The organism is Nonomuraea terrae (assembly GCF_044465245.1).
Taxonomy (GTDB): domain Bacteria; phylum Actinomycetota; class Actinomycetes; order Streptosporangiales; family Streptosporangiaceae; genus Nonomuraea; species Nonomuraea terrae.
In genome coordinates this window covers 287206-303470 of the sequence record NZ_JBITLL010000008.1, presented here as the reverse complement: position 1 = coordinate 303470, position 16265 = coordinate 287206, and the positions used below count along the sequence as shown (strand labels likewise).

General features: G+C 68.5%; 17 protein-coding genes, 1 tRNA gene and 1 pseudogene. 7 read left to right on the top strand and 12 right to left on the bottom strand.

Features of this window, described 5'->3' with window-relative positions:
• Positions 1 to 14: 14 nt before the first annotated feature.
• Positions 15 to 1436 carry a purine-cytosine permease family protein gene (locus ACIBP6_RS39750; RefSeq protein WP_397059465.1) on the bottom strand — a complete coding sequence of 474 codons (1422 nt, stop codon included), beginning with the start codon at positions 1434 to 1436 and terminating at the stop codon, positions 15 to 17.
• An 84-nt stretch (positions 1437 to 1520) separates the two neighbouring features.
• On the opposite strand from ACIBP6_RS39750, the gene ACIBP6_RS39745 reads away from it, so the two are divergent.
• A complete protein-coding gene (locus tag ACIBP6_RS39745; protein ID WP_397059463.1) occupies positions 1521 to 2930 on the top strand; it encodes an MFS transporter in 1410 nt (469 codons plus the stop codon).
• On the opposite strand, the gene ACIBP6_RS39740 is transcribed toward ACIBP6_RS39745, so the two are convergent.
• Positions 2913 to 3896, bottom strand: coding sequence for an NAD-dependent epimerase/dehydratase family protein (locus ACIBP6_RS39740; protein ID WP_397059461.1), 984 nt, complete (start codon positions 3894 to 3896; stop codon positions 2913 to 2915). The two genes, ACIBP6_RS39745 and ACIBP6_RS39740, sit on opposite strands and share 18 nt — an antisense overlap.
• A gap of 239 nt (positions 3897 to 4135) precedes the next feature.
• Between ACIBP6_RS39740 and ACIBP6_RS39735 the strand changes: the two genes are divergently transcribed.
• Positions 4136 to 5497, top strand: coding sequence for a sensor histidine kinase (locus ACIBP6_RS39735; protein ID WP_397059459.1), 1362 nt, complete (start codon positions 4136 to 4138; stop codon positions 5495 to 5497).
• A 23-nt stretch (positions 5498 to 5520) separates the two neighbouring features.
• Entirely contained in the window at positions 5521 to 5829 is a 309-nt protein-coding gene (locus tag ACIBP6_RS39730) for a pyrophosphatase (RefSeq protein ID WP_397059457.1), read from the top strand.
• A gap of 6 nt (positions 5830 to 5835) precedes the next feature.
• Here ACIBP6_RS39730 and ACIBP6_RS39725 read toward each other — a convergent pair whose 3' ends face one another.
• Complete coding sequence (locus ACIBP6_RS39725; RefSeq protein WP_397059455.1) at positions 5836 to 6384, bottom strand: YciI family protein; 549 nt, start codon at positions 6382 to 6384, stop codon at positions 5836 to 5838.
• Between the two features lie 82 nt (positions 6385 to 6466).
• On the bottom strand, positions 6467 to 8254 hold the full coding sequence (locus ACIBP6_RS39720; protein ID WP_397059453.1) for a bifunctional metallophosphatase/5'-nucleotidase: 1788 nt from the start codon (positions 8252 to 8254) through the stop codon (positions 6467 to 6469).
• A gap of 109 nt (positions 8255 to 8363) precedes the next feature.
• On the opposite strand from ACIBP6_RS39720, the gene mshD reads away from it, so the two are divergent.
• Positions 8364 to 9245 carry a mycothiol synthase gene (mshD, locus tag ACIBP6_RS39715; RefSeq protein WP_397059451.1) on the top strand — a complete coding sequence of 294 codons (882 nt, stop codon included), beginning with the start codon at positions 8364 to 8366 and terminating at the stop codon, positions 9243 to 9245.
• 1 nt (position 9246) lies between these two features.
• Here mshD and ACIBP6_RS39710 read toward each other — a convergent pair whose 3' ends face one another.
• The 3 genes from ACIBP6_RS39710 to dcd form a co-directional block, all read right to left on the bottom strand.
• Entirely contained in the window at positions 9247 to 10251 is a 1005-nt protein-coding gene (locus ACIBP6_RS39710; RefSeq protein WP_397059449.1) for an anion permease, read from the bottom strand.
• Between the two features lie 4 nt (positions 10252 to 10255).
• The gene (locus ACIBP6_RS39705; RefSeq protein WP_090770239.1) at positions 10256 to 10873 is read right to left on the bottom strand and encodes a DUF47 domain-containing protein; all 618 of its coding nucleotides are present in this window, start codon (positions 10871 to 10873) and stop codon (positions 10256 to 10258) included.
• A 247-nt stretch (positions 10874 to 11120) separates the two neighbouring features.
• Positions 11121 to 11696: a dCTP deaminase gene (dcd, locus tag ACIBP6_RS39700; protein ID WP_397059447.1), complete on the bottom strand. Its 576-nt coding sequence runs from the start codon at positions 11694 to 11696 to the stop codon at positions 11121 to 11123.
• A 100-nt stretch (positions 11697 to 11796) separates the two neighbouring features.
• On the opposite strand from dcd, the gene ACIBP6_RS39695 reads away from it, so the two are divergent.
• Positions 11797 to 11867: transfer RNA gene (locus ACIBP6_RS39695), tRNA-Gly, on the top strand.
• A 93-nt stretch (positions 11868 to 11960) separates the two neighbouring features.
• Here the strand turns inward: ACIBP6_RS39695 and ACIBP6_RS39690 are convergent.
• Positions 11961 to 12134: a hypothetical protein gene (locus ACIBP6_RS39690; protein WP_397059445.1), complete on the bottom strand. Its 174-nt coding sequence runs from the start codon at positions 12132 to 12134 to the stop codon at positions 11961 to 11963.
• Between the two features lie 151 nt (positions 12135 to 12285).
• Between ACIBP6_RS39690 and ACIBP6_RS39685 the strand changes: the two genes are divergently transcribed.
• Entirely contained in the window at positions 12286 to 13086 is an 801-nt protein-coding gene (locus tag ACIBP6_RS39685) for a DUF5919 domain-containing protein (protein ID WP_397059443.1), read from the top strand.
• On the top strand, positions 13083 to 13907 hold the full coding sequence (locus ACIBP6_RS39680) for an inositol monophosphatase family protein (protein ID WP_397059441.1): 825 nt from the start codon (positions 13083 to 13085) through the stop codon (positions 13905 to 13907). The genes ACIBP6_RS39685 and ACIBP6_RS39680 overlap by 4 nt, the downstream gene beginning before the upstream one ends.
• Positions 13908 to 14042: 135 nt before the next feature.
• Here the strand turns inward: ACIBP6_RS39680 and ACIBP6_RS39675 are convergent, their stop codons facing one another.
• The 4 genes and pseudogenes from ACIBP6_RS39675 to ACIBP6_RS39660 all read right to left on the bottom strand — a co-directional run bounded on the left by ACIBP6_RS39675 (position 14043) and on the right by ACIBP6_RS39660 (position 16251).
• Entirely contained in the window at positions 14043 to 14903 is an 861-nt protein-coding gene (locus ACIBP6_RS39675; RefSeq protein WP_397059439.1) for a TIGR02391 family protein, read from the bottom strand.
• A 307-nt stretch (positions 14904 to 15210) separates the two neighbouring features.
• Positions 15211 to 15540, bottom strand: a complete 330-nt coding sequence (locus ACIBP6_RS39670; protein WP_397059437.1) for a helix-turn-helix domain-containing protein — start codon at positions 15538 to 15540, stop codon at positions 15211 to 15213.
• Positions 15541 to 15697: 157 nt separating this feature from the next.
• Positions 15698 to 16024, bottom strand: a pseudogene (locus tag ACIBP6_RS39665) (replication initiator); the annotation flags it as partial.
• 8 nt (positions 16025 to 16032) lie between these two features.
• Positions 16033 to 16251 (bottom strand): hypothetical protein, encoded by a 219-nt coding sequence (locus tag ACIBP6_RS39660; RefSeq protein WP_397059435.1) that lies wholly within the window; start codon positions 16249 to 16251, stop codon positions 16033 to 16035.
• Between the last annotated feature and the right edge of the window lie 14 nt (positions 16252 to 16265).

The following is a 16265-nucleotide window of genomic DNA, read 5'->3' as shown; positions in this document are numbered from 1 at the left end:
TAGCGACACGGGGCTCAGCCAGCGCGGCGCTCCCGCGAGCGGGGCCGCACGACGGCGGTGATCGCGACGTACAGGAGCCCGGCCAGCACGAGCGCGATCACCACGCCGATGTTCGCGCTGCCGAACGTGCCGCCGCGCATCTCCTCGCTCATCAGGAAGCCGACGACGCCGGCGATGTGCTCGTCGCCCGAGGTGATCAGGCCGAGCCCCGCGAAGGACGCCACGACCAGCGATACCACGCCCGGCCAGTTCACCGCGGGCGCGCCCGTCCGCAGCAGCCCTTCGTCGTACGCCCGGCCGCCCGCCCGCAGCCGCCACATGTCCACCAGGAAGATCGCCGCCCAGGCCGCCATCACCACGCCGACGATCGCCAGGAACGCCTGGAAGGTCGCCAGGAAGCTGGTGGAGACGAACAGCAGGTAGTAGCCGCCCAGCACCATGAGCAGCCCGTCGATCAGCACCGCGTAGTGGCGCCGGATCGGCACGCCGAGCGCCAGCATCGACAGCCCCGAGGAGTAGATGTCGAGGATCGCCCCGGCCAGGAACCCGCCGATCGCGGTCAGCAGGTACGGCACCAGGAACCACGTCGGCAGCGCCCCCGCCAGCGCCGTCACCGGGTCGGTCCCGGCCGCCTCGGCCAGCTTCGGGTCGCCGCCCGCCAGCAGCACGCCGAAGACCAGCAGCACCATCGGCGGCAGCGCGCCGCCGAGCATCGTCCACAGCGCCACCGACCGGCCGGGCGAGGCGCTCGGCAGGTAGCGGGAGTAGTCGGCGCCGCAGTTGACCCAGCCCAGCCCGAGCAGCGTCATCGCGAAGATGACCGCGCCCACCCACTCGCCGGGCCCGGCCGTGCTCGCCAGCGACCCGCCGAGCCGCGGCGCCATGAGGACCATGTAGACGACCGTCAGCACCACGAACGCGTACGTCAGGTAACGCTGCACCACCATGATCATCGCGTGTCCGTACACGCCGACCGCGATCACCACGAGGGCGGCGACGGCGAAGCAGACGGCGGTGGCCGTGGCGGCGGGGACGCCGGGCGCGAGGCGCGCGAGGATGGCCGCGCCGGCCTGCGCGGCCAGCGTGACCAGCACGATCTCCCAGCCCACGTTGGAGACGTACGAGAAGAGGGTGGGCAGCTTGTTGCCTTGGTAGCCGAACGGGGCCCGGCCCAGCGTCATCGTCGGCACGCCCGAGCGGCTGCCGCCGACCGCGACCAGGCCGACGAGCAGGAACGACAGCGCGTACCCGAGTGCCCCGGTGACGATCGCGGGGATCACGCCGAGCCCGAGCCCGACGATGTACACGCCGAACGCGACGCCGAACAGCGACAGGTTGGAGCCCGCCCAGGGCCAGAACAGGTCGCGCGGCCGGCCATGGCGCTCACCCTCGGGGACGGCGTTGATGCCGTTCTGCTCCACCGCCATCGTGTCCATGATCGGACGGTACCCGGCGTATGGCGGGAAAAGGAAGTTTGTGATCCTTGAGGGGGTGAAGGGACAACACGGAGAGGTGCCGTGATGGGGGTGTCCGGAGGCGACAACCGCAGACGTGCGCTGGCCGTGTGCCTGACGGCCGCGTTCATGACCGGCCTCGACGTCAGCATCGTCAACGTGGCGCTGCCGTCGATCCGCCACGGTCTGCAGGCCTCGGACGACGGCCTGCAGTGGACGTTGTCCGGCTACGCGCTCACGTTCGGGCTGCTCCTCGTCCCGGCCGGTCGGCTGGGTGACGCCAGGAGCCGCCGGACCATCTTCATGTGGGGCGTGGTGCTCTTCACCCTCGCCAGCGCCGCCTGCGGCTTCGCCTGGAACATGAACGTGCTCATCGTGGCCCGCCTGATCCAGGGCATGGCCGCCGGCATGCTCAACCCCCAGGTCTCCGGCCTGATCCAGCAGATGTTCCAGGGGTACGAACGCGGCCGGGCCTTCGGCGCGCTCGGCGCCACCATCGGGGTGTCCACGGCCGCCGGGCCGCTGATCGGCGGCACGCTGGTGACCGTGTTCGGGGCCGACCACGGGTGGCGGTGGGTGTTCCTGGTCAACCTGCCGATCGGGGCCGTGCTGCTGCCGCTGGCCTGGCGACTGCTGCCCCGTCCGGTGACCGTGCGCCGCCACGAGAGCATGGACCTGGTGGGCGTGCTGCTGCTCGGCGTCGGCGTCGCCGGGCTGCTGCTGCCGTTCGTCCAGCGCAACCAGTGGGAGGGCGAGGCCAAGTGGCTGCTCGTGCCGGTCGCGCTGCTGACCCTGGCCGGGTTCGTCGTCTGGGAGCGTTACTACGGGCGTGAGCCGCTGGTCGACCTGACGTTGTTCCGGAAGCGGTCGTACCGGCTGGGGTCGACGATCGCGCTGTTCTACTTCGCCGGGTTCACCGGCATCTTCTTCGCCTTCACGCTCTACCTGCAGAGCGGCCACGGTTACAGCCCTCTGCTGGCCGGGCTGTCGATCACGCCGTTCGCGCTCGGCTCGGCCTCGGCCGCGGTGGTCGGCGGCCGGCTCGTGTGGAAGGCCGGGCGGTGGCTGACCGCCGTCGGGCTGACCATGGTGATCGCCGGGCTGGCCGCCACCATGGGCGCCACCTTCCTCGTGCCCGGCCAGAACGTGGGCCTGGCCACCGCGCTGCCGCTGCTGCTGGCGGGCATGGGCAGCGGCCTGGTGATCTCCCCCAACCAGGCCATCACGCTCTCCGAGGTGCCGCCCGAGGGCGGCGGCAGCGCGGCCGGCGTGCTCCAGACGGGCCAGCGGCTCGGCTCGGCCATCGGCATCGCGGCGGCCGGCTCGACGTTCTTCGGCTCGCTGGGGGAGGGCTGGTCGACGGCGTTCCGGCACGGGCTGCTCGTCGTGCTCGTCTCGGTGGGGATCGCGCTCCTGGCCGCCTGCTACGACCTCGTGCGCACGACCATGGAAGCGCGCTCAGCCGCGCTCGAGTAGCCGGGCCTCCAACGCGGGGTCGAGCCCCACCCGGGGCCGGTCGGGACGCATGGGCGCCGCGCCGCCGATGCCGCGCAGCCAGGCCCAGGTGTCGGCCACCGTCTCCGCCACCGGACGGCACCGCAGCCCCGCCGCGACCGCCCGCGACACGTCGCCCCCGTGCATGTAGGCGTGGTCGTCGCCCGTCAGCCAGATCGGCAGGTCGATCCACGGCCGCACGCCCTCGGCCAGCAGCCGGTCGGCGCCGATCCAGCGCAGCTCCGCGTCGCCCCCGGTCACCCGCGCACAGGTGTCGAGCAGCTCGCCCATCGTGGTGAACCCCGGCGGGCTCACCACGTTGAACGCACCGCCCACGCCGCGGCCGCCCGCCTCCAGGCACCACCGGGCCAGGTCGCGGGCGTCGACGTACTGCAGCCCCAGACCGGTCGGCGCCGGCGCGACCACCGGGCCGCCGCGCGCGATCCGGTTCAGCCACCACGGCAGGCGCCCGATGTTCTCGTACGGCCCCAGGATGAGCCCCGCGCGGGCCAGCAGCGCCCGCGCCCCGAACGCGGCCACGGCGCCCAGCTCGGCGCCCGCCTTGTTCTTCGCGTAGTCGCCGTCGCCGTCGTCGGGCGAGGCCGCCACCACGGGCGCGCTCTCGTCGGCCCCGAACCCCGCCCCGTCGGCGTAGACCGAACGGCTGGAGACGTAGACGTAGTGACCCGCCCGATCGGCCAGCAGCGCGGCGGAGTCGCGGACCGCCGAAGGCGCCCACGACCAGGTGTCGACCACGACGTCCCACTCGCCGTGCTCCAGTGCCGCCAGCCCGCCGGGGAGCGACCGGTCGCCGCGCAACGCCGTCACCCCCGCGGGCGGCTCATGGCTGCCGCGGTTGAACGTCGTCACCTGCCACCCCATCGCGCGCGCCTCTTCGACGACCGCCCGCCCGACGAACTCCGTACCGCCCAGCACCAGAACCCTCATGGCACCCACCCTGGCCGCCGGAACGCCCGGGCGGAAGGCGTCCACGCCCTCAGCGGAATCGCCACGGGCGTAAGGCGCGGAGGCGGGGCCCGGTCGTCTCCCGGTCAAGGCCGGGTATGTACACTCAGCGTATCCAGTCCCCATCTCCTCAATCGGTATAAGGCCAGATCAGCAGCCGTCATGTTGCGATCGCCCTGAGCGGGTAGATGTCACTCGCAGTGATGCACGGGGGTGGGAAGATGGCGCGGTTCCCGCGTTCTATTCGGGGTCGCCTGACCACGATCGCGATCCTGGTGGTCGCCGTCGTCCTCGCCGCCGGGTCCTCCCTCACGCTGTCCACCGTGCCCGACAACCTCTACGGCGTCGTCCACAGCAGAGTCGAGCTGGCCGTGCGGCGGGTGGCGGCCGAGGCGCGGGCGGGAGACCTTCCCACCGTGCTCACCCCACCGGCCCGCATCCATTTCCTGCGCGTCGTGTCGTCGGACGGCCGGATCGTCGCCTCCACTCCCGCCACGACCCTGCAGGACGCTCACATGACGGAGTTCCGGCCCGGCACGCCCGACACGATCATGACCGTCGAGCGAACAGCGGCCAACGGCTTGGAGCCGGAGATCCACTACCTGGTCCAGGCCGTCACGGTGGAGACGCCCGACGGCCCCGTCACCGTGTACGGCGCCTCCTCCCTGTCCGACGTCGACCGGGCGCTCGCCTGGATCAACCTGTTCGTGTTCGTCGGGTCCCCGATCGTGCTCGTGATCGTCGGCGCCATCACCTGGGCCGCGGTCGGGTCGGCCCTGCGCCCGGTCGAGCGCATCAGCGCCGAGCTGGCCGAGATCACCGGGCGCGACATCAGCCGGCGCGTCCCCGTGCCCGACACCGGCGACGAGATCAACGCCCTGGCCCGCACCACCAACCACACCCTCGACCGTTTGGAACGTTCCGCCGAGACCCAGCGCCGCTTCGTCGCCGACGCCTCCCACGAGCTGCGCAGCCCGGTCTCGGCGCTGCGCACCCAGCTGGAGGTCGCCAACGCCTACCCCGACGAGACCGACTGGAAGGCCACCGGTGCGCGGGCCCTGGCCGCAGCCGACCGCCTGGCCACGATCATCGACGAGCTGCTGATGCTGGCCAGGCTCGACGCCGGCGCCGTCGCGCCGCGCCGGGTGGTCGACATCTGCCGCGTGGTGAAGGACCAGGCGCGCGACCGCGAGTGCGGCCGCGTGCCGATCTTCCTGGGGCTGTGCATGACCGCGCCGGTCTGCGGCTCGCCGGTGCAGCTCGACCGGCTGCTGACCAACCTGCTCGACAACGCCACCCGGCACGCCGCCACCCGGATCGAGGTGGAGGTGTCCGTACACCAGGGGCAGGTGGTCGTGACGGTCACCGACGACGGCGACGGCATCGCGCCGGAAGATCGGGAGCGGGTGTTCGAGCGGTTCACCCGGCTGGAGAGCGGCAGAGCGAAGGACAAGGGCGGCAGCGGGCTCGGGCTGCCGCTGTCGAGGGAGATCGTCGTCGCCCACGGCGGCAGCCTCACGGTGGCCGACCACCACCCGGGCGCCCGCTTCGTCGCGGTCCTCCCGCTGTACGAGGGCGTCTGAACCCCCGGCTCTACACTTCGGGCATGGATCTGCGCGAGCTCTCCGACGAGATCGAGTCCATCTCCCGCCGCTACGCCGCGCACGTCGGCATCGAGCGTGACGACACCTGGTTCCTGCTCAAGCTCCAGGAGGAGATGGGCGAGCTCACGCAGGCGTTCCTGATGCGTACCGGCCGGGCCAGGCGGAAGGGCCGCACGGACGAGGAGCTCGACGCGGGGTTCCGCGAGGAGCTGGCCGACGTGCTGTGCCACGTGGTGCTGCTGGCCCGCCACCACGGGGTCGATCTCACCGGCGAGATCGAGCGCAAGTGGCTGGCCTGGAAGGACGCATAGGCCTCGTCACCGCCGCCCGCCGAACTGCCAGTCGTGGACCTCGATGCCGGCGTACCTGTCCGGGGACAGGACGGCGCGTGCCGCCTCCGGGTCCGGCGCCCGCGTCAGTGCCGCCGTACCCAGCCAGGTGGTGCCGTCGTCGGACAGCAGCGGCCCATACGCGATCAGCTCGTCCCGGTCGGACGGCGGGTCGAGGTCGGCGGCCTGCCCGGAGCCGAGGCCCAGCACCAGATACCGGTTGCCGCCGTCCCGGCCGCCAGGGAAATCCCACATGGTCCGCCCCAGCACGTTGCGCCATCGGCGCAACACCACGTCCCGGTACACACCGGCCTGGTAGTTGGGCTCGTCGAAGACGAACGCACGCGCGGTGGCGACATCCGGCAGGTCGACGATGTGCACGCTGCCGGTGGCCGTGTCGCCGCCGCGGACCAAGGTCGGGCCACGGGCGATCAGCTCCGCCGCGTACCGGTCCATGTAGGACCAGTGCTCTTCCACCAGCTCGTCGCGCAGCGCCGCGGAATCAGGCCGATCGCGGTGATAACAGAAGAATTCCATGGCGACAGACGTACCATGCGGCCCGTCCTCTGGCTTCCGACTGGGGTCCCGTCAGGGAACCCCAGTCGGGTCCCATGGGTGGTCAGCCGGCGACCGTGATGCGGTTCGTGGCGGGCGGAGCGATGGGGTTGTTCTGGCCGAGGTAGTCGACGAAGGCGTCGATGTCCAGCGGCCCGCTCCACAGGTCGGTCCCCTCGGTGAAGGCGAGGAACGCGTCGCCGCCGCCCACGAGGAAGTTGTTCGCCGCGACCCTGACGGTCTGCGTGTCGGTCACCGGAACCCCGTCGATCTTCATGTCGGAGACCTTCGAGCCCCAGGGAGCGCTCGCGCTGTAGGAGTAGGTGAAGTTCGCCGACGGCTGCAGGATCTTGGTGAACGCCTGGTTGTTCGGGCCGCCGGTGAACTGCTGCTCCAGCACCGTCTTCAGCTGCGCCCCGGTCAGCGTGACCACCTGCATGAGGTTGTTGAACGGCTGCACCGTGAACGCCTCGCCGTACGTGACGACGCCGTCGCCCTCACCGGCCGGCGAGCCGGCGTAGGACAGTGAGGCCCGTACGCCGCCCGGGTTCATCAGGGCGATCTGGGCGTTGCCGCCGGTCCGGGTGGCGGCCAGCTGCGCGTCGGCGATCAGGTTGCCGAGCGACGACTCGCCGGACGGCCCCGCGGTGTTGGTGATGTCACCGGTGATCGTGCCGACCGCCCGGTTGGCGACGGGCGCCACGCGGTCCTTCCACGTCTGCACGAACGTGGAGATCTCCCGGTCCGGGTCGACCGTACGGGTCACGACGTGGTTGTCGGCGACGACCGAGGAGCGCACGATGTCGCGGCTCCTGGTGTTCACCTTCAGGTCGACCTGCGTGATCACGCGTCCGAACGAGCCGCCCTGCGAGTACAGCCGGTCCTCGCCCGCCGGGTCCTTGACCGTGCACAGGTACGCCTGGTGGGAGTGGCCGCTGAGGATCAGGTCGATCTCCGGGTCCACCTGCGTGGCGATGCGGTTGCCGGCTCCGGGGGTGGCGGCGCAGGCGTCCGGCGACTGGCCGGCGTTCACCTGGTCGCCCTCGTGCACCAGCACGACCTGGGCCTTGACGCCCACGAGCTTGAGCAGCTTGGAGGCGACGTCGGCGGCCTTGACCTCGTCCACGAACTTGAGGTCCTTGATGCCCTCGCTCGTGACGATGTTCGGCGTGGTCTGCGTGACCAGGCCGATGAAGCCGATCGGGACGCCGTTCATCCACTTGACGCTGACCGGCGGCAGCGCGGGCACGCCCCAGCCGTCCAGGAGCTTCTTGACCTTGGCCGAGTCGGCGCCGCCGAGCGCGGCGAGCGCGTCGGTCTTCTCGTGCGGGTTCTTGAACAACACGTTCGCGCCCACGTAGTCGAACCCGGCGCCCTTCCACGTGCCGGCGGGGGAGCAGCCGTCGACCGGGTGGCAGCCGCCGTTCATGATGCGGCGCAGCTCGGTGTAGCCCTCGTCGAACTCGTGGTTGCCGACCGCGGCCACCTTGAGGCCCAGCTTGTCCATGAACTCGATCGACGGCTCGTCGTGGTAGGCGGCCGAGATCAGCGGGGAGGCGCCGATGAGGTCGCCCTGGGCCACGGCGATGGTGTTCCGGTCGGTCAGGGCCTTCATGTGCGTGGCCACGTACGCGGCGCCGCCCGCGTCGACCGTGTTGCCGTGCTCGTCCACCATGCGGCCGGAGGAGCCGGTCGGGGGCTCGAGGTTGCCGTGGAAGTCGTTGAGCGCGAGCAGCCGGACGGGGACCGTCGGAGGGGCCTTGCTCGCGTTCGCCGGGAGGGTGGCCAGCAGGACCGCGCCCGAGGTGACGGCTCCGGCAAGCGCCAGCCGGAGTAAGGAACGAGACGTCATGCCCCAAGACGTTACGACCTGATCTTGAGCAGCCGATGCCGCAAAGGTAACGATTTATCCGGATACCTGCTGGCGGTGTTTGCCAATGGTCCGCCTAGAGTGGCGTTCTGTGAACGTGCACGTGAAAGTCTCCGCCCAGCTGGACGACGAGGAGATCGCCGAGGTGCTCGGCCTCGTGGAGGCGGCGGCGCGAGCCGACGGCGTCCACCCGCTCAACGAGCAGTCGATGCTCCACGTCCGCTACGGCGGTGACTCCGGGGCCCGCTCCCTGCTGCTGCACGCCGGAGCCGACCTCGCGGGCTACGCGCACGTCGATCCGGCCGACGAGGGCCCGAGCGTCGAGCTGGTCGTCCACCCGGACCACCGCCGGCACGGCCACGGCACGCGCCTGCTGCGCGAGGTCATGGACGTCACCGCCGGGCGCCCGCGCCTGTGGGCCCACGGCGACCACGCGGGCGCGGCGGCGCTGGCGGCCTCGTTCGGGCTGAAGCGCGTACGCTCCCTGTGGCAGATGCGCCGCCCGCTCGACGTGCCCCTTCCGGACTACACGCTGCCGCCGGAGGTTTCGCTGCGCACGTTCGTGCCCGGACGTGACGAGGAGGCGTGGCTCAAGGTCAACGCCGCCGCCTTCGCCCACCACCCGGAACAGGGCGCCTGGACGATGGACGACCTGCTGCGGCGCGAGCGAGAGCCGTGGTTCGACCCCGAGGGCTTCTTCCTGGCCGTCCGCGGCGACCGGCCGGCCGGCTTCCACTGGACGAAGGTCCACGACTCCCTGGGAGAGGTGTACGTCGTCGGCGTCGACCCCTCCCAGCAGGGCACCGGTCTCGGCCGGGCCCTCACCCTGGCCGGCCTGACCCACCTGCGCTCGCGCGGCCTCGCCCAGGCGATGCTCTACGTGGACGAGGCCAACACGGCGGCCATCAGGCTGTACGAGTCACTCGGCTTCTCCCGCTGGGACGTCGACGTGATGTACGCCCCCACCGGCTGAACTACTCGATGATCGCGTGCATGATGAAGTACGAGACCGCGGCGACGAGGGCGGCGGCCGGGATGGTCAGGATCCACGCGGTCACGATGTTGCCCGCCACGCCCCACCGCACGGCGCTGAGCCGCTTGGTGGCGCCCACGCCCATGATCGCCGAGGTGATCGTGTGCGTGGTCGAGATGGGAGCGCCGAACCCGATGGCGGCCACGTACAGCACGGTCGCCGCCGCCGACTCCGCGGCGAAGCCCTGCGGCGGGTCCAGGGCGATGATGCGCCGCCCCAGCGTCCGCATGATGCGCCAGCCGCCCGCGTACGTGCCGAGGGAGATCGCCGCGGCGGCGGCCAGGATGACCCACTGCGGGATGGGGTCGCCCGGGTCGGCGAAGTCACCGACGACGAGGGCCAGGAAGATGACACCCATCGTCTTCTGGGCGTCCTGCAGGCCGTGCCCGAGCGCCATGGCGGCGGCCGAGACCGTCTGCGTGTAGCGGAAGCCGCGGTTGGTCTTGCCGGGCTGGCTGTTGCGGAAGATCCAGTAGATTGCAATCATGATCAACGCCGCGAGGGAGAACCCGACCAGCGGCGAGAGGATCATCGGGATGACGACCTTCTCGAGAACGCCGTCCCAGTGCACGACGCTGGCCGAGGCCAGCGCTGAGCCGACCAGGCCGCCGATGAGCGCGTGACTGGAGGAGGAGGGCAACCCGAAATACCACGTGATCAGGTTCCAGACGATCGCGCCGATGAGCGCCGCGGCCACGATCACCAGGCCGTGCGAGCCGTTCGGCGCGTCGATGATGCCGCTGCCGACGGTCTGGGCGACCTGTGTGCCCAGGTGAGCGCCGATGAAGTTCATGGCCGCCGCCATGAACAACGCGGCCCTGGGCGTCAGGGCCCGGGTCGAGACGGAGGTCGCGATGGCGTTCGCCGCGTCGTGGAAGCCATTGGTGTAGTCGAAGACGAGCGCGATGACGACCACACCGATGACGAGGGCGAGCGTGAGGTCCACGGGCCTAGCTTTCCTTGACCGCGATCGACTCGACGGTGTTGGCGACGTGCTCGAAGGCGTCGGCCGCCTGTTCGAGGGCGTCGACGACCTCCTTCATCTTCATGACCGTGAGTGCGTCGTACTCGCCGCTGAACAACTTGGCCAGCAGCCTGCGGTAGACCTGGTCGGCCTGGTTCTCCAGGCGGTTGACCTCGATCCAGTACTCGTTGAGGTTCTTCATCGAACGCAGCCGGGGCATGGCCTCGGCGGTGAGCTCGGCGGCCCGCTCGAGCACCTCGACCTGACGGACGACGTCCTTCGGCAGGTGGTCGAGCTGGTAGAGCACGATCAGGTCGGAGGCGGCCTCCATCGCGTCCATCACGTCGTCGAGGTTGGAGGCGAGGCGGTAGATGTCCTCGCGGTCGAACGGCGTGATGAAGCTCTCGTTGAGCCGGTTCATGATGGCGTGGGTGCGTTCGTCGCCGGCGTGCTCGCAGGCGCGCATCTTCTCGGCCAGGGCTTCCCTGTCCGAGCCGTCACTGATGATCTCCACCAGCAGGCGGGATGCCGTGACCAGGTTGTTCGCCGAGTCGGCGAACAGGTCGTAGTAGCTGTCCTCACGTGGCGTGAGACGCAGGCGCACGTCGTTCTCCAGATGTGCGGGGATGGTCCGTGGAAGAGGGTATGGCCTACCAGGCGAAATGCGAACTTCACATCCCGTTCGCCTTCTGGCTACCCGACGTAGGTTGTGCAACACCGAGGATGTACGTACTTTTGGGGCTTTTTTGGCAGCTCGGACTGCCCTCGACGTCGTTCAGAACAGTTGCTGGCAGTACGAAAACGAGACCTGATTACCGAGACGTTCCTCGAACGTTCACCTGATGTTCATCTCAAACCTTCGTGCGGTGGAAGTTGCGGTACGACCGCGACGGGGTGGGGCCGCGCTGCCCCTGATAGCGCGAACCGTACTTGCTGGACCCGTACGGATGCTCGGCGGGGGAACTGAGCCTGAACACGCACAGCTGCCCGATCTTCATTCCCGGCCACAGCTTGATGGGCAGCGTCGCCACGTTCGACAACTCCAGCGTGACATGCCCGCTGAACCCCGGATCGATGAACCCGGCCGTCGAATGCGTCAGCAACCCCAGCCGGCCGAGCGAACTCTTGCCCTCCAGCCGCGAGGCCAGATCGTCCGGCAGCGAGACGACCTCGTACGTGGAGGCCAGCACGAACTCCCCCGGATGCAGGATGAACGGCTCATCCCCCTGGGGCTCCACCATCCGCGTCAGATCCGGCTGCTCCTCGGCCGGGTCGATGTGCGGGTAACGATGGTTTTCGAACACCCTGAAGAAGCGGTCGAGCCGGACGTCGATGCTGGACGGCTGGATCATCTCGGGATCGAACGGGTCGAGCGAGAGCCGTCCGGCGTCGATCTCAGCAAGGATGTCACGGTCAGATAGCAGCACGGTGAGCAACTTACCGCCCGCCCGGAAACTCTGCGGGCCCGGGATTGCTGAAGAGCGCCAAGTTTCCGCTACAGTGGTGGACGGCGGCCGCGAGTCGCACGCGGGTGTAGTTCAATGGCAGAACATCAGCTTCCCAAGCTGACAGCGCGGGTTCGATTCCCGTCACCCGCTCTCATCATGAAAGCCCAGGTAGACCGGTTGATTCGGTACCTGGGCTTCGTTGTTTCATAGGACTGTTGATCTTTGCGTGCCATTAGCGTGCCATTAGGGCCGGTGATCATCCGGTGGGAACCAGCAGGCCAGGCGGGTCGTCCTCGTCGTCGTCCCGTGCCCGATGAGGTGCTTGTCGATCGCCTCGGTGATCAGCTTGTCGGCTCCCCGTACGGCGTGCTGATAGATCATCGCGGCCCGGACGTTGTCGTGCCTCATCCGTGCCATGAGGTCCTTGAGTCCGGCGCCCGAGTCCGCCGCGATCATGTTTCCCGTGTGACGGAGATCATGGAAGTGCAGCTCTGGAACGCCGATGCCTCGTACCACGCATGATCGCCGTTACCGCGCTTTCGTCCTCCTGGCCACGTTCGAGCCTGCGATGGAGCGAGACGACAAGGCGGCCAAGAAGGCGGACCCGTCGTTGCAGGGTGGCTGGCCGAGCCGGGCGCAGCTCCACCGATGGCTGAACGGAGAGCTCAAGGGTTTGCCGTACTCGGGCCACTGCCGCGTCTTGGAGGCGATGTTCCCGGGCAGATCGGCGCATGAGCTGTTCGCCACGGCCGCCGTCGAGATCCCCGCCCAGAGAACAGAGCCGGAGCCAGCCAGAAGCGCCGGGCCCGACGTCGCAGCCAACGCCCCACAGCTGGCTGACGTGACCGCCGTCTTCAGTAGCCGCTCGGCCTTCTCCTCCGCATATCCGGCCTCGTCGCTGCTCGACGACGCGAAGGAGATCAACGCAGCAGGCCTGTCGCTCAACATCCTCTGCCAGAGCTGCCCCGATCATCAGCTCAAGCGTCTGCTCGACTCCGGCACGCGCATCCGCTGCCTCTTCCTCGACGTGAAGGGCCAGGCGATCCGCGCCCGCGAAGCAGAAGAGGGCTACACCGACAGCACCCGGACGACCCTCACGGCGCTCAACATCAGCATGCTGACCAGGCTGCGCGATCGGCTCGACACCACGTCGGCCCAATGCCTTGAACTGCACGTCTACGACGAGACGATCCGATTCAACTTGCTCATCGTGGACCGGGCGTTGTGCGTGGTCCAGCCGTACCTACCGCAGGCACGCGGAGTCAATTCACCTACCTTTGTGATCACGGACAACACCGCCGCAGAGGGGCTGTTCCCCGTCTTCGACCAGGTGTTCAGGGATATGTGGGAGCGGAGCAAACCTGTATGACCATCGCCGCCCGATCGCTGCTCCCCATCGGTGAACAAGCTGTGTCGATCGCCAGCGAGATTATCCGTACCAAAGCTCCCGGGATTGTCACGGCCAAGGGTGACCGGGACATGGCGACGGAGGTGGATTACGCCGTCGAGCATGCTGTGCGGGAGTTCCTGTCTCGTGAAACTCCTGGGATCGGCTTTTTGGGTGAGGAGGAAGGTGTCAGTCGCTTGGGTGATGGCCTGATGTGGGCGCTGGACCCTGTGGACGGGACGGCGAACTTCCTGCACGGCATCCCGCTCTGCGGCGTCTCCCTGGGCCTCGTCGATAAGGACGCCCCCACGCTTGGAGTGATCGACCTGCCGTTCCTCGATCTTCGCTATGCGGCGGCCGAAGATGCCGGCGCTGCCGTGAACGGCTCCGCGATCCAGGTGGGCGATGCCCGCGACCTGCGGAGCGCGATTGTGGCGATCGGTGACTATGCCGTGGGGGAGAATGCCGAGGAGCGTAACCGGCCGAGGTTCGCCCTGACCGAAGAGCTTGCCGCGCGCGTTCAGCGCATTCGGATGTTCGGCGCAGCCGCGGTCGATCTCGCGTGGGTGGCACACGGCAGGATTGATGCCGCCATCATGCTCAGCAACAACCCGTGGGATACCGCAGCAGGCGTCATCATCGCCAGGGAAGCGGGGGCAACGGTGATTGATCTCGACGGCAGTCCGCACAGCAAGACCGCCCAAGCGACCATCGCCGCAAGCCCGAAGCTTGTAGCCGATCTCGTCGAACTCATCGCAGAGGCCCGCAAGGCCGGGATGTTCGACCGAAGGATTGCCGAATAGCTCTTGTAGGTATCAAGGGCGGCGCTGCGCGCCGCTACGCGGCCCGCTCGCGGCCGCACGCTGCGCGTGCGGCCTGGGGGCCGTTCTCGCGCGCGGCCGCGCTCGGGCCGCGTCTGTCTTCTAAGCGCTGAACACTCAGACGTCCTCGGTCGTCTCGACTTCGCATTCATCCACCCAGCGCGCCAGCACGCTGAATGCGGTCAGGTACTGAAATGCTTCCTGTTCGTCCCAGTCGAGCATGTGCTGGTGGGTAGCGACATTCCGAATGCCAGTGAAGCAGCCGAAGGCAAAAGCTACCGCACCTTCTTGTCTGCTCCGCCAGGTCTCAGTGCTTCGATCTCCGGTAAATCGCAGCCTTGGGGCGCCGGGCTTGGGATCTTCCTTGCTGAAGGCCTGTTTGAGCAAGTTCCCTTCAGAAATATCCGTACGGCCGATCTTTGACTGCGTGTGCGCACTTATCGAGCGAGCAGCCTGAGCCACGGCCTCGCGGTAGTGACCAGCGTCCCAGAACGTAGAAGCTGCGTCCCAAACCCAAGGGTGCAACTGCGCTGCATATATCAACGGCCCTCCAGGACCAAGATTTTCCTCTACCTCCTTCCAGTCGTGCAGCATGCCAATCGTAGCGTTGACATCCTGCTCGATCTGCCATCGGTCGTCCCATGAAAATCGATCGCTCATCGTGGGATCGAGCCTGCGCATGATCGTATGTGCGGTACGGGAAAGTTGCTGCACATTCCGAAGAGCATCTTCTAGGGAAAGATGCATGCGGCTTTCTCCGCGATGATCTAGCTCTTCAAGAGCGGAGGCATATAGTTCTAAGCGCTCGATACACCATTGAATGTTCACGAGAGTGATTTTAGCGGCGGCGATCAATGGTTGCTCGTGATTTAGTAACCCTGGGCGCTCCGGCTCCGGGATGGTCGCCGCGCCTAAAGAGGGGCCGTAGGCGGCTGAGGCGGAATCCTGATCATCCCGCCCACCATCGACCCGGGACAAGCCGAGCAGACCAGGGCCACGGGGACAAGGTCGTTCGTCCAGTGGGGCGCTCCACCTTGTCCCCGTGGCCCTGGCCCGCTTCCCCTTCGGGCGGGTCGACGGCAGACGAGATGATCAGGCGGGCGAGGTGCGCGCGTCGCGCGGGGAACACCAGGTCGCGGGCTGATCGTCGTGCCATTAAGGGCGGTAACGAGGGGGCAACCACGGTCAGTCATGACCGGTCTCAGCCGCAGGTCAGCGCTCCTACGAGGCAAGATCCCTGCGATTCCCAAGCTGACAGCGCGGGTTCGATTCCCGTCACCCGCTCTCATCGCGAAAGCTCAGGTAGACCGAGGGATTCGGTACCTGGGCTTTGATCTTGTCGGGGCTTAATTCCACTCGCGTGCCAGATCCGTGCCATGCCCTCACGGGACTTGGCCGCCGCGTGCGGCCACCAGGCGCGAACGTACGCGACGGCGAAGGAGTACCAGGTACGAGCGTCCTTCGCCTTCACCATCGAGGCCGGAGTTCGCCGTTGGGCAGGCGGATGTCCTCCGGTGCCTTTCCGATTTCGCCAGCGGTAGAAGGTGCGGCGGGAGACGCCGCCGAGTTCGTCGAGGACCTGGGCCACGGTCAGCAGGTCGTCTCGCTTGGTCATGCGGCCCTCCCCACGTCCTCGATCGCCGAAAGATCTTGTCCGGCTGCTCTGGCTTCCAGCTCTCTGAGGGGGGCTCGCCGGCGTTGGCGTTCGTGGACCGAAGGAGCCGCATGGTCAGGGGCGGCACGTTGGCGTCTCCGGCCGGGACGGGTCGCCAGATGTAGCGGTGTGGGTCGGTGGGTTCATCGGCCTGGCCGAGGGCTTCCAGGACCCAGGTGCGGCGGTCCTGCTTGTGTTCGGCCAGGGTCTTGTTGGACCACTTGCGGGAGACCGGGCCGCGACGGCCCGCGTAGCCGAGGTGTTCGGGCTTGTGTGCCTGGGAGCGGCAGCGGCCGGGCTGCATACCGGGCTTGGTGTTCTTGGGCTGTACGCCGTAACGCAGCCAGTTCGGGCAGGCTGGCGAGCACGGTTCGTAGCGCAGGGCATCCAGCATGCGGGCGGCGTGTTCACGGTGGGCCTGGCCGCCGTCGAGGGTGTCGCTGATGGACTTGGTCAGATACCGGATGCGCTGTCGGTGTCCGAGGTCCCGGCGAGGACGCCCTGCACGTCCACCTGTTCGCCGAAACGGATCACGTGGAAGGGTTTGGCGTCCTCGTCGGCATCGAACTGGTCGAGAGCTTTCTCCCAGGTGGGCAGGACCTCGCCGGTTGCCGGATCGAGGTAGCCGGCCTCCTCGTCCCACACCGGCAGATGATCGCCGTCGAAGCGCACCTCGTCAGCTTGGG

Coding starts and splice junctions, on each gene's coding strand:
- ACIBP6_RS39750 (WP_397059465.1), bottom strand. CDS start 1,436: ATGGACACGATGGCGGTGGAGCAGAACGGCATCAACGCCGTCCCCGAG.
- ACIBP6_RS39745 (WP_397059463.1), top strand. CDS start 1,521: ATGGGGGTGTCCGGAGGCGACAACCGCAGACGTGCGCTGGCCGTGTGC.
- ACIBP6_RS39740 (WP_397059461.1), bottom strand. CDS start 3,896: ATGAGGGTTCTGGTGCTGGGCGGTACGGAGTTCGTCGGGCGGGCGGTC.
- ACIBP6_RS39735 (WP_397059459.1), top strand. CDS start 4,136: ATGGCGCGGTTCCCGCGTTCTATTCGGGGTCGCCTGACCACGATCGCG.
- ACIBP6_RS39730 (WP_397059457.1), top strand. CDS start 5,521: ATGGATCTGCGCGAGCTCTCCGACGAGATCGAGTCCATCTCCCGCCGC.
- ACIBP6_RS39725 (WP_397059455.1), bottom strand. CDS start 6,384: ATGGAATTCTTCTGTTATCACCGCGATCGGCCTGATTCCGCGGCGCTG.
- ACIBP6_RS39720 (WP_397059453.1), bottom strand. CDS start 8,254: ATGACGTCTCGTTCCTTACTCCGGCTGGCGCTTGCCGGAGCCGTCACC.
- ACIBP6_RS39690 (WP_397059445.1), bottom strand. CDS start 12,134: ATGGCACGGATGAGGCACGACAACGTCCGGGCCGCGATGATCTATCAG.
- ACIBP6_RS39685 (WP_397059443.1), top strand. CDS start 12,286: ATGGAGCGAGACGACAAGGCGGCCAAGAAGGCGGACCCGTCGTTGCAG.
- ACIBP6_RS39680 (WP_397059441.1), top strand. CDS start 13,083: ATGACCATCGCCGCCCGATCGCTGCTCCCCATCGGTGAACAAGCTGTG.
- ACIBP6_RS39670 (WP_397059437.1), bottom strand. CDS start 15,540: ATGACCAAGCGAGACGACCTGCTGACCGTGGCCCAGGTCCTCGACGAA.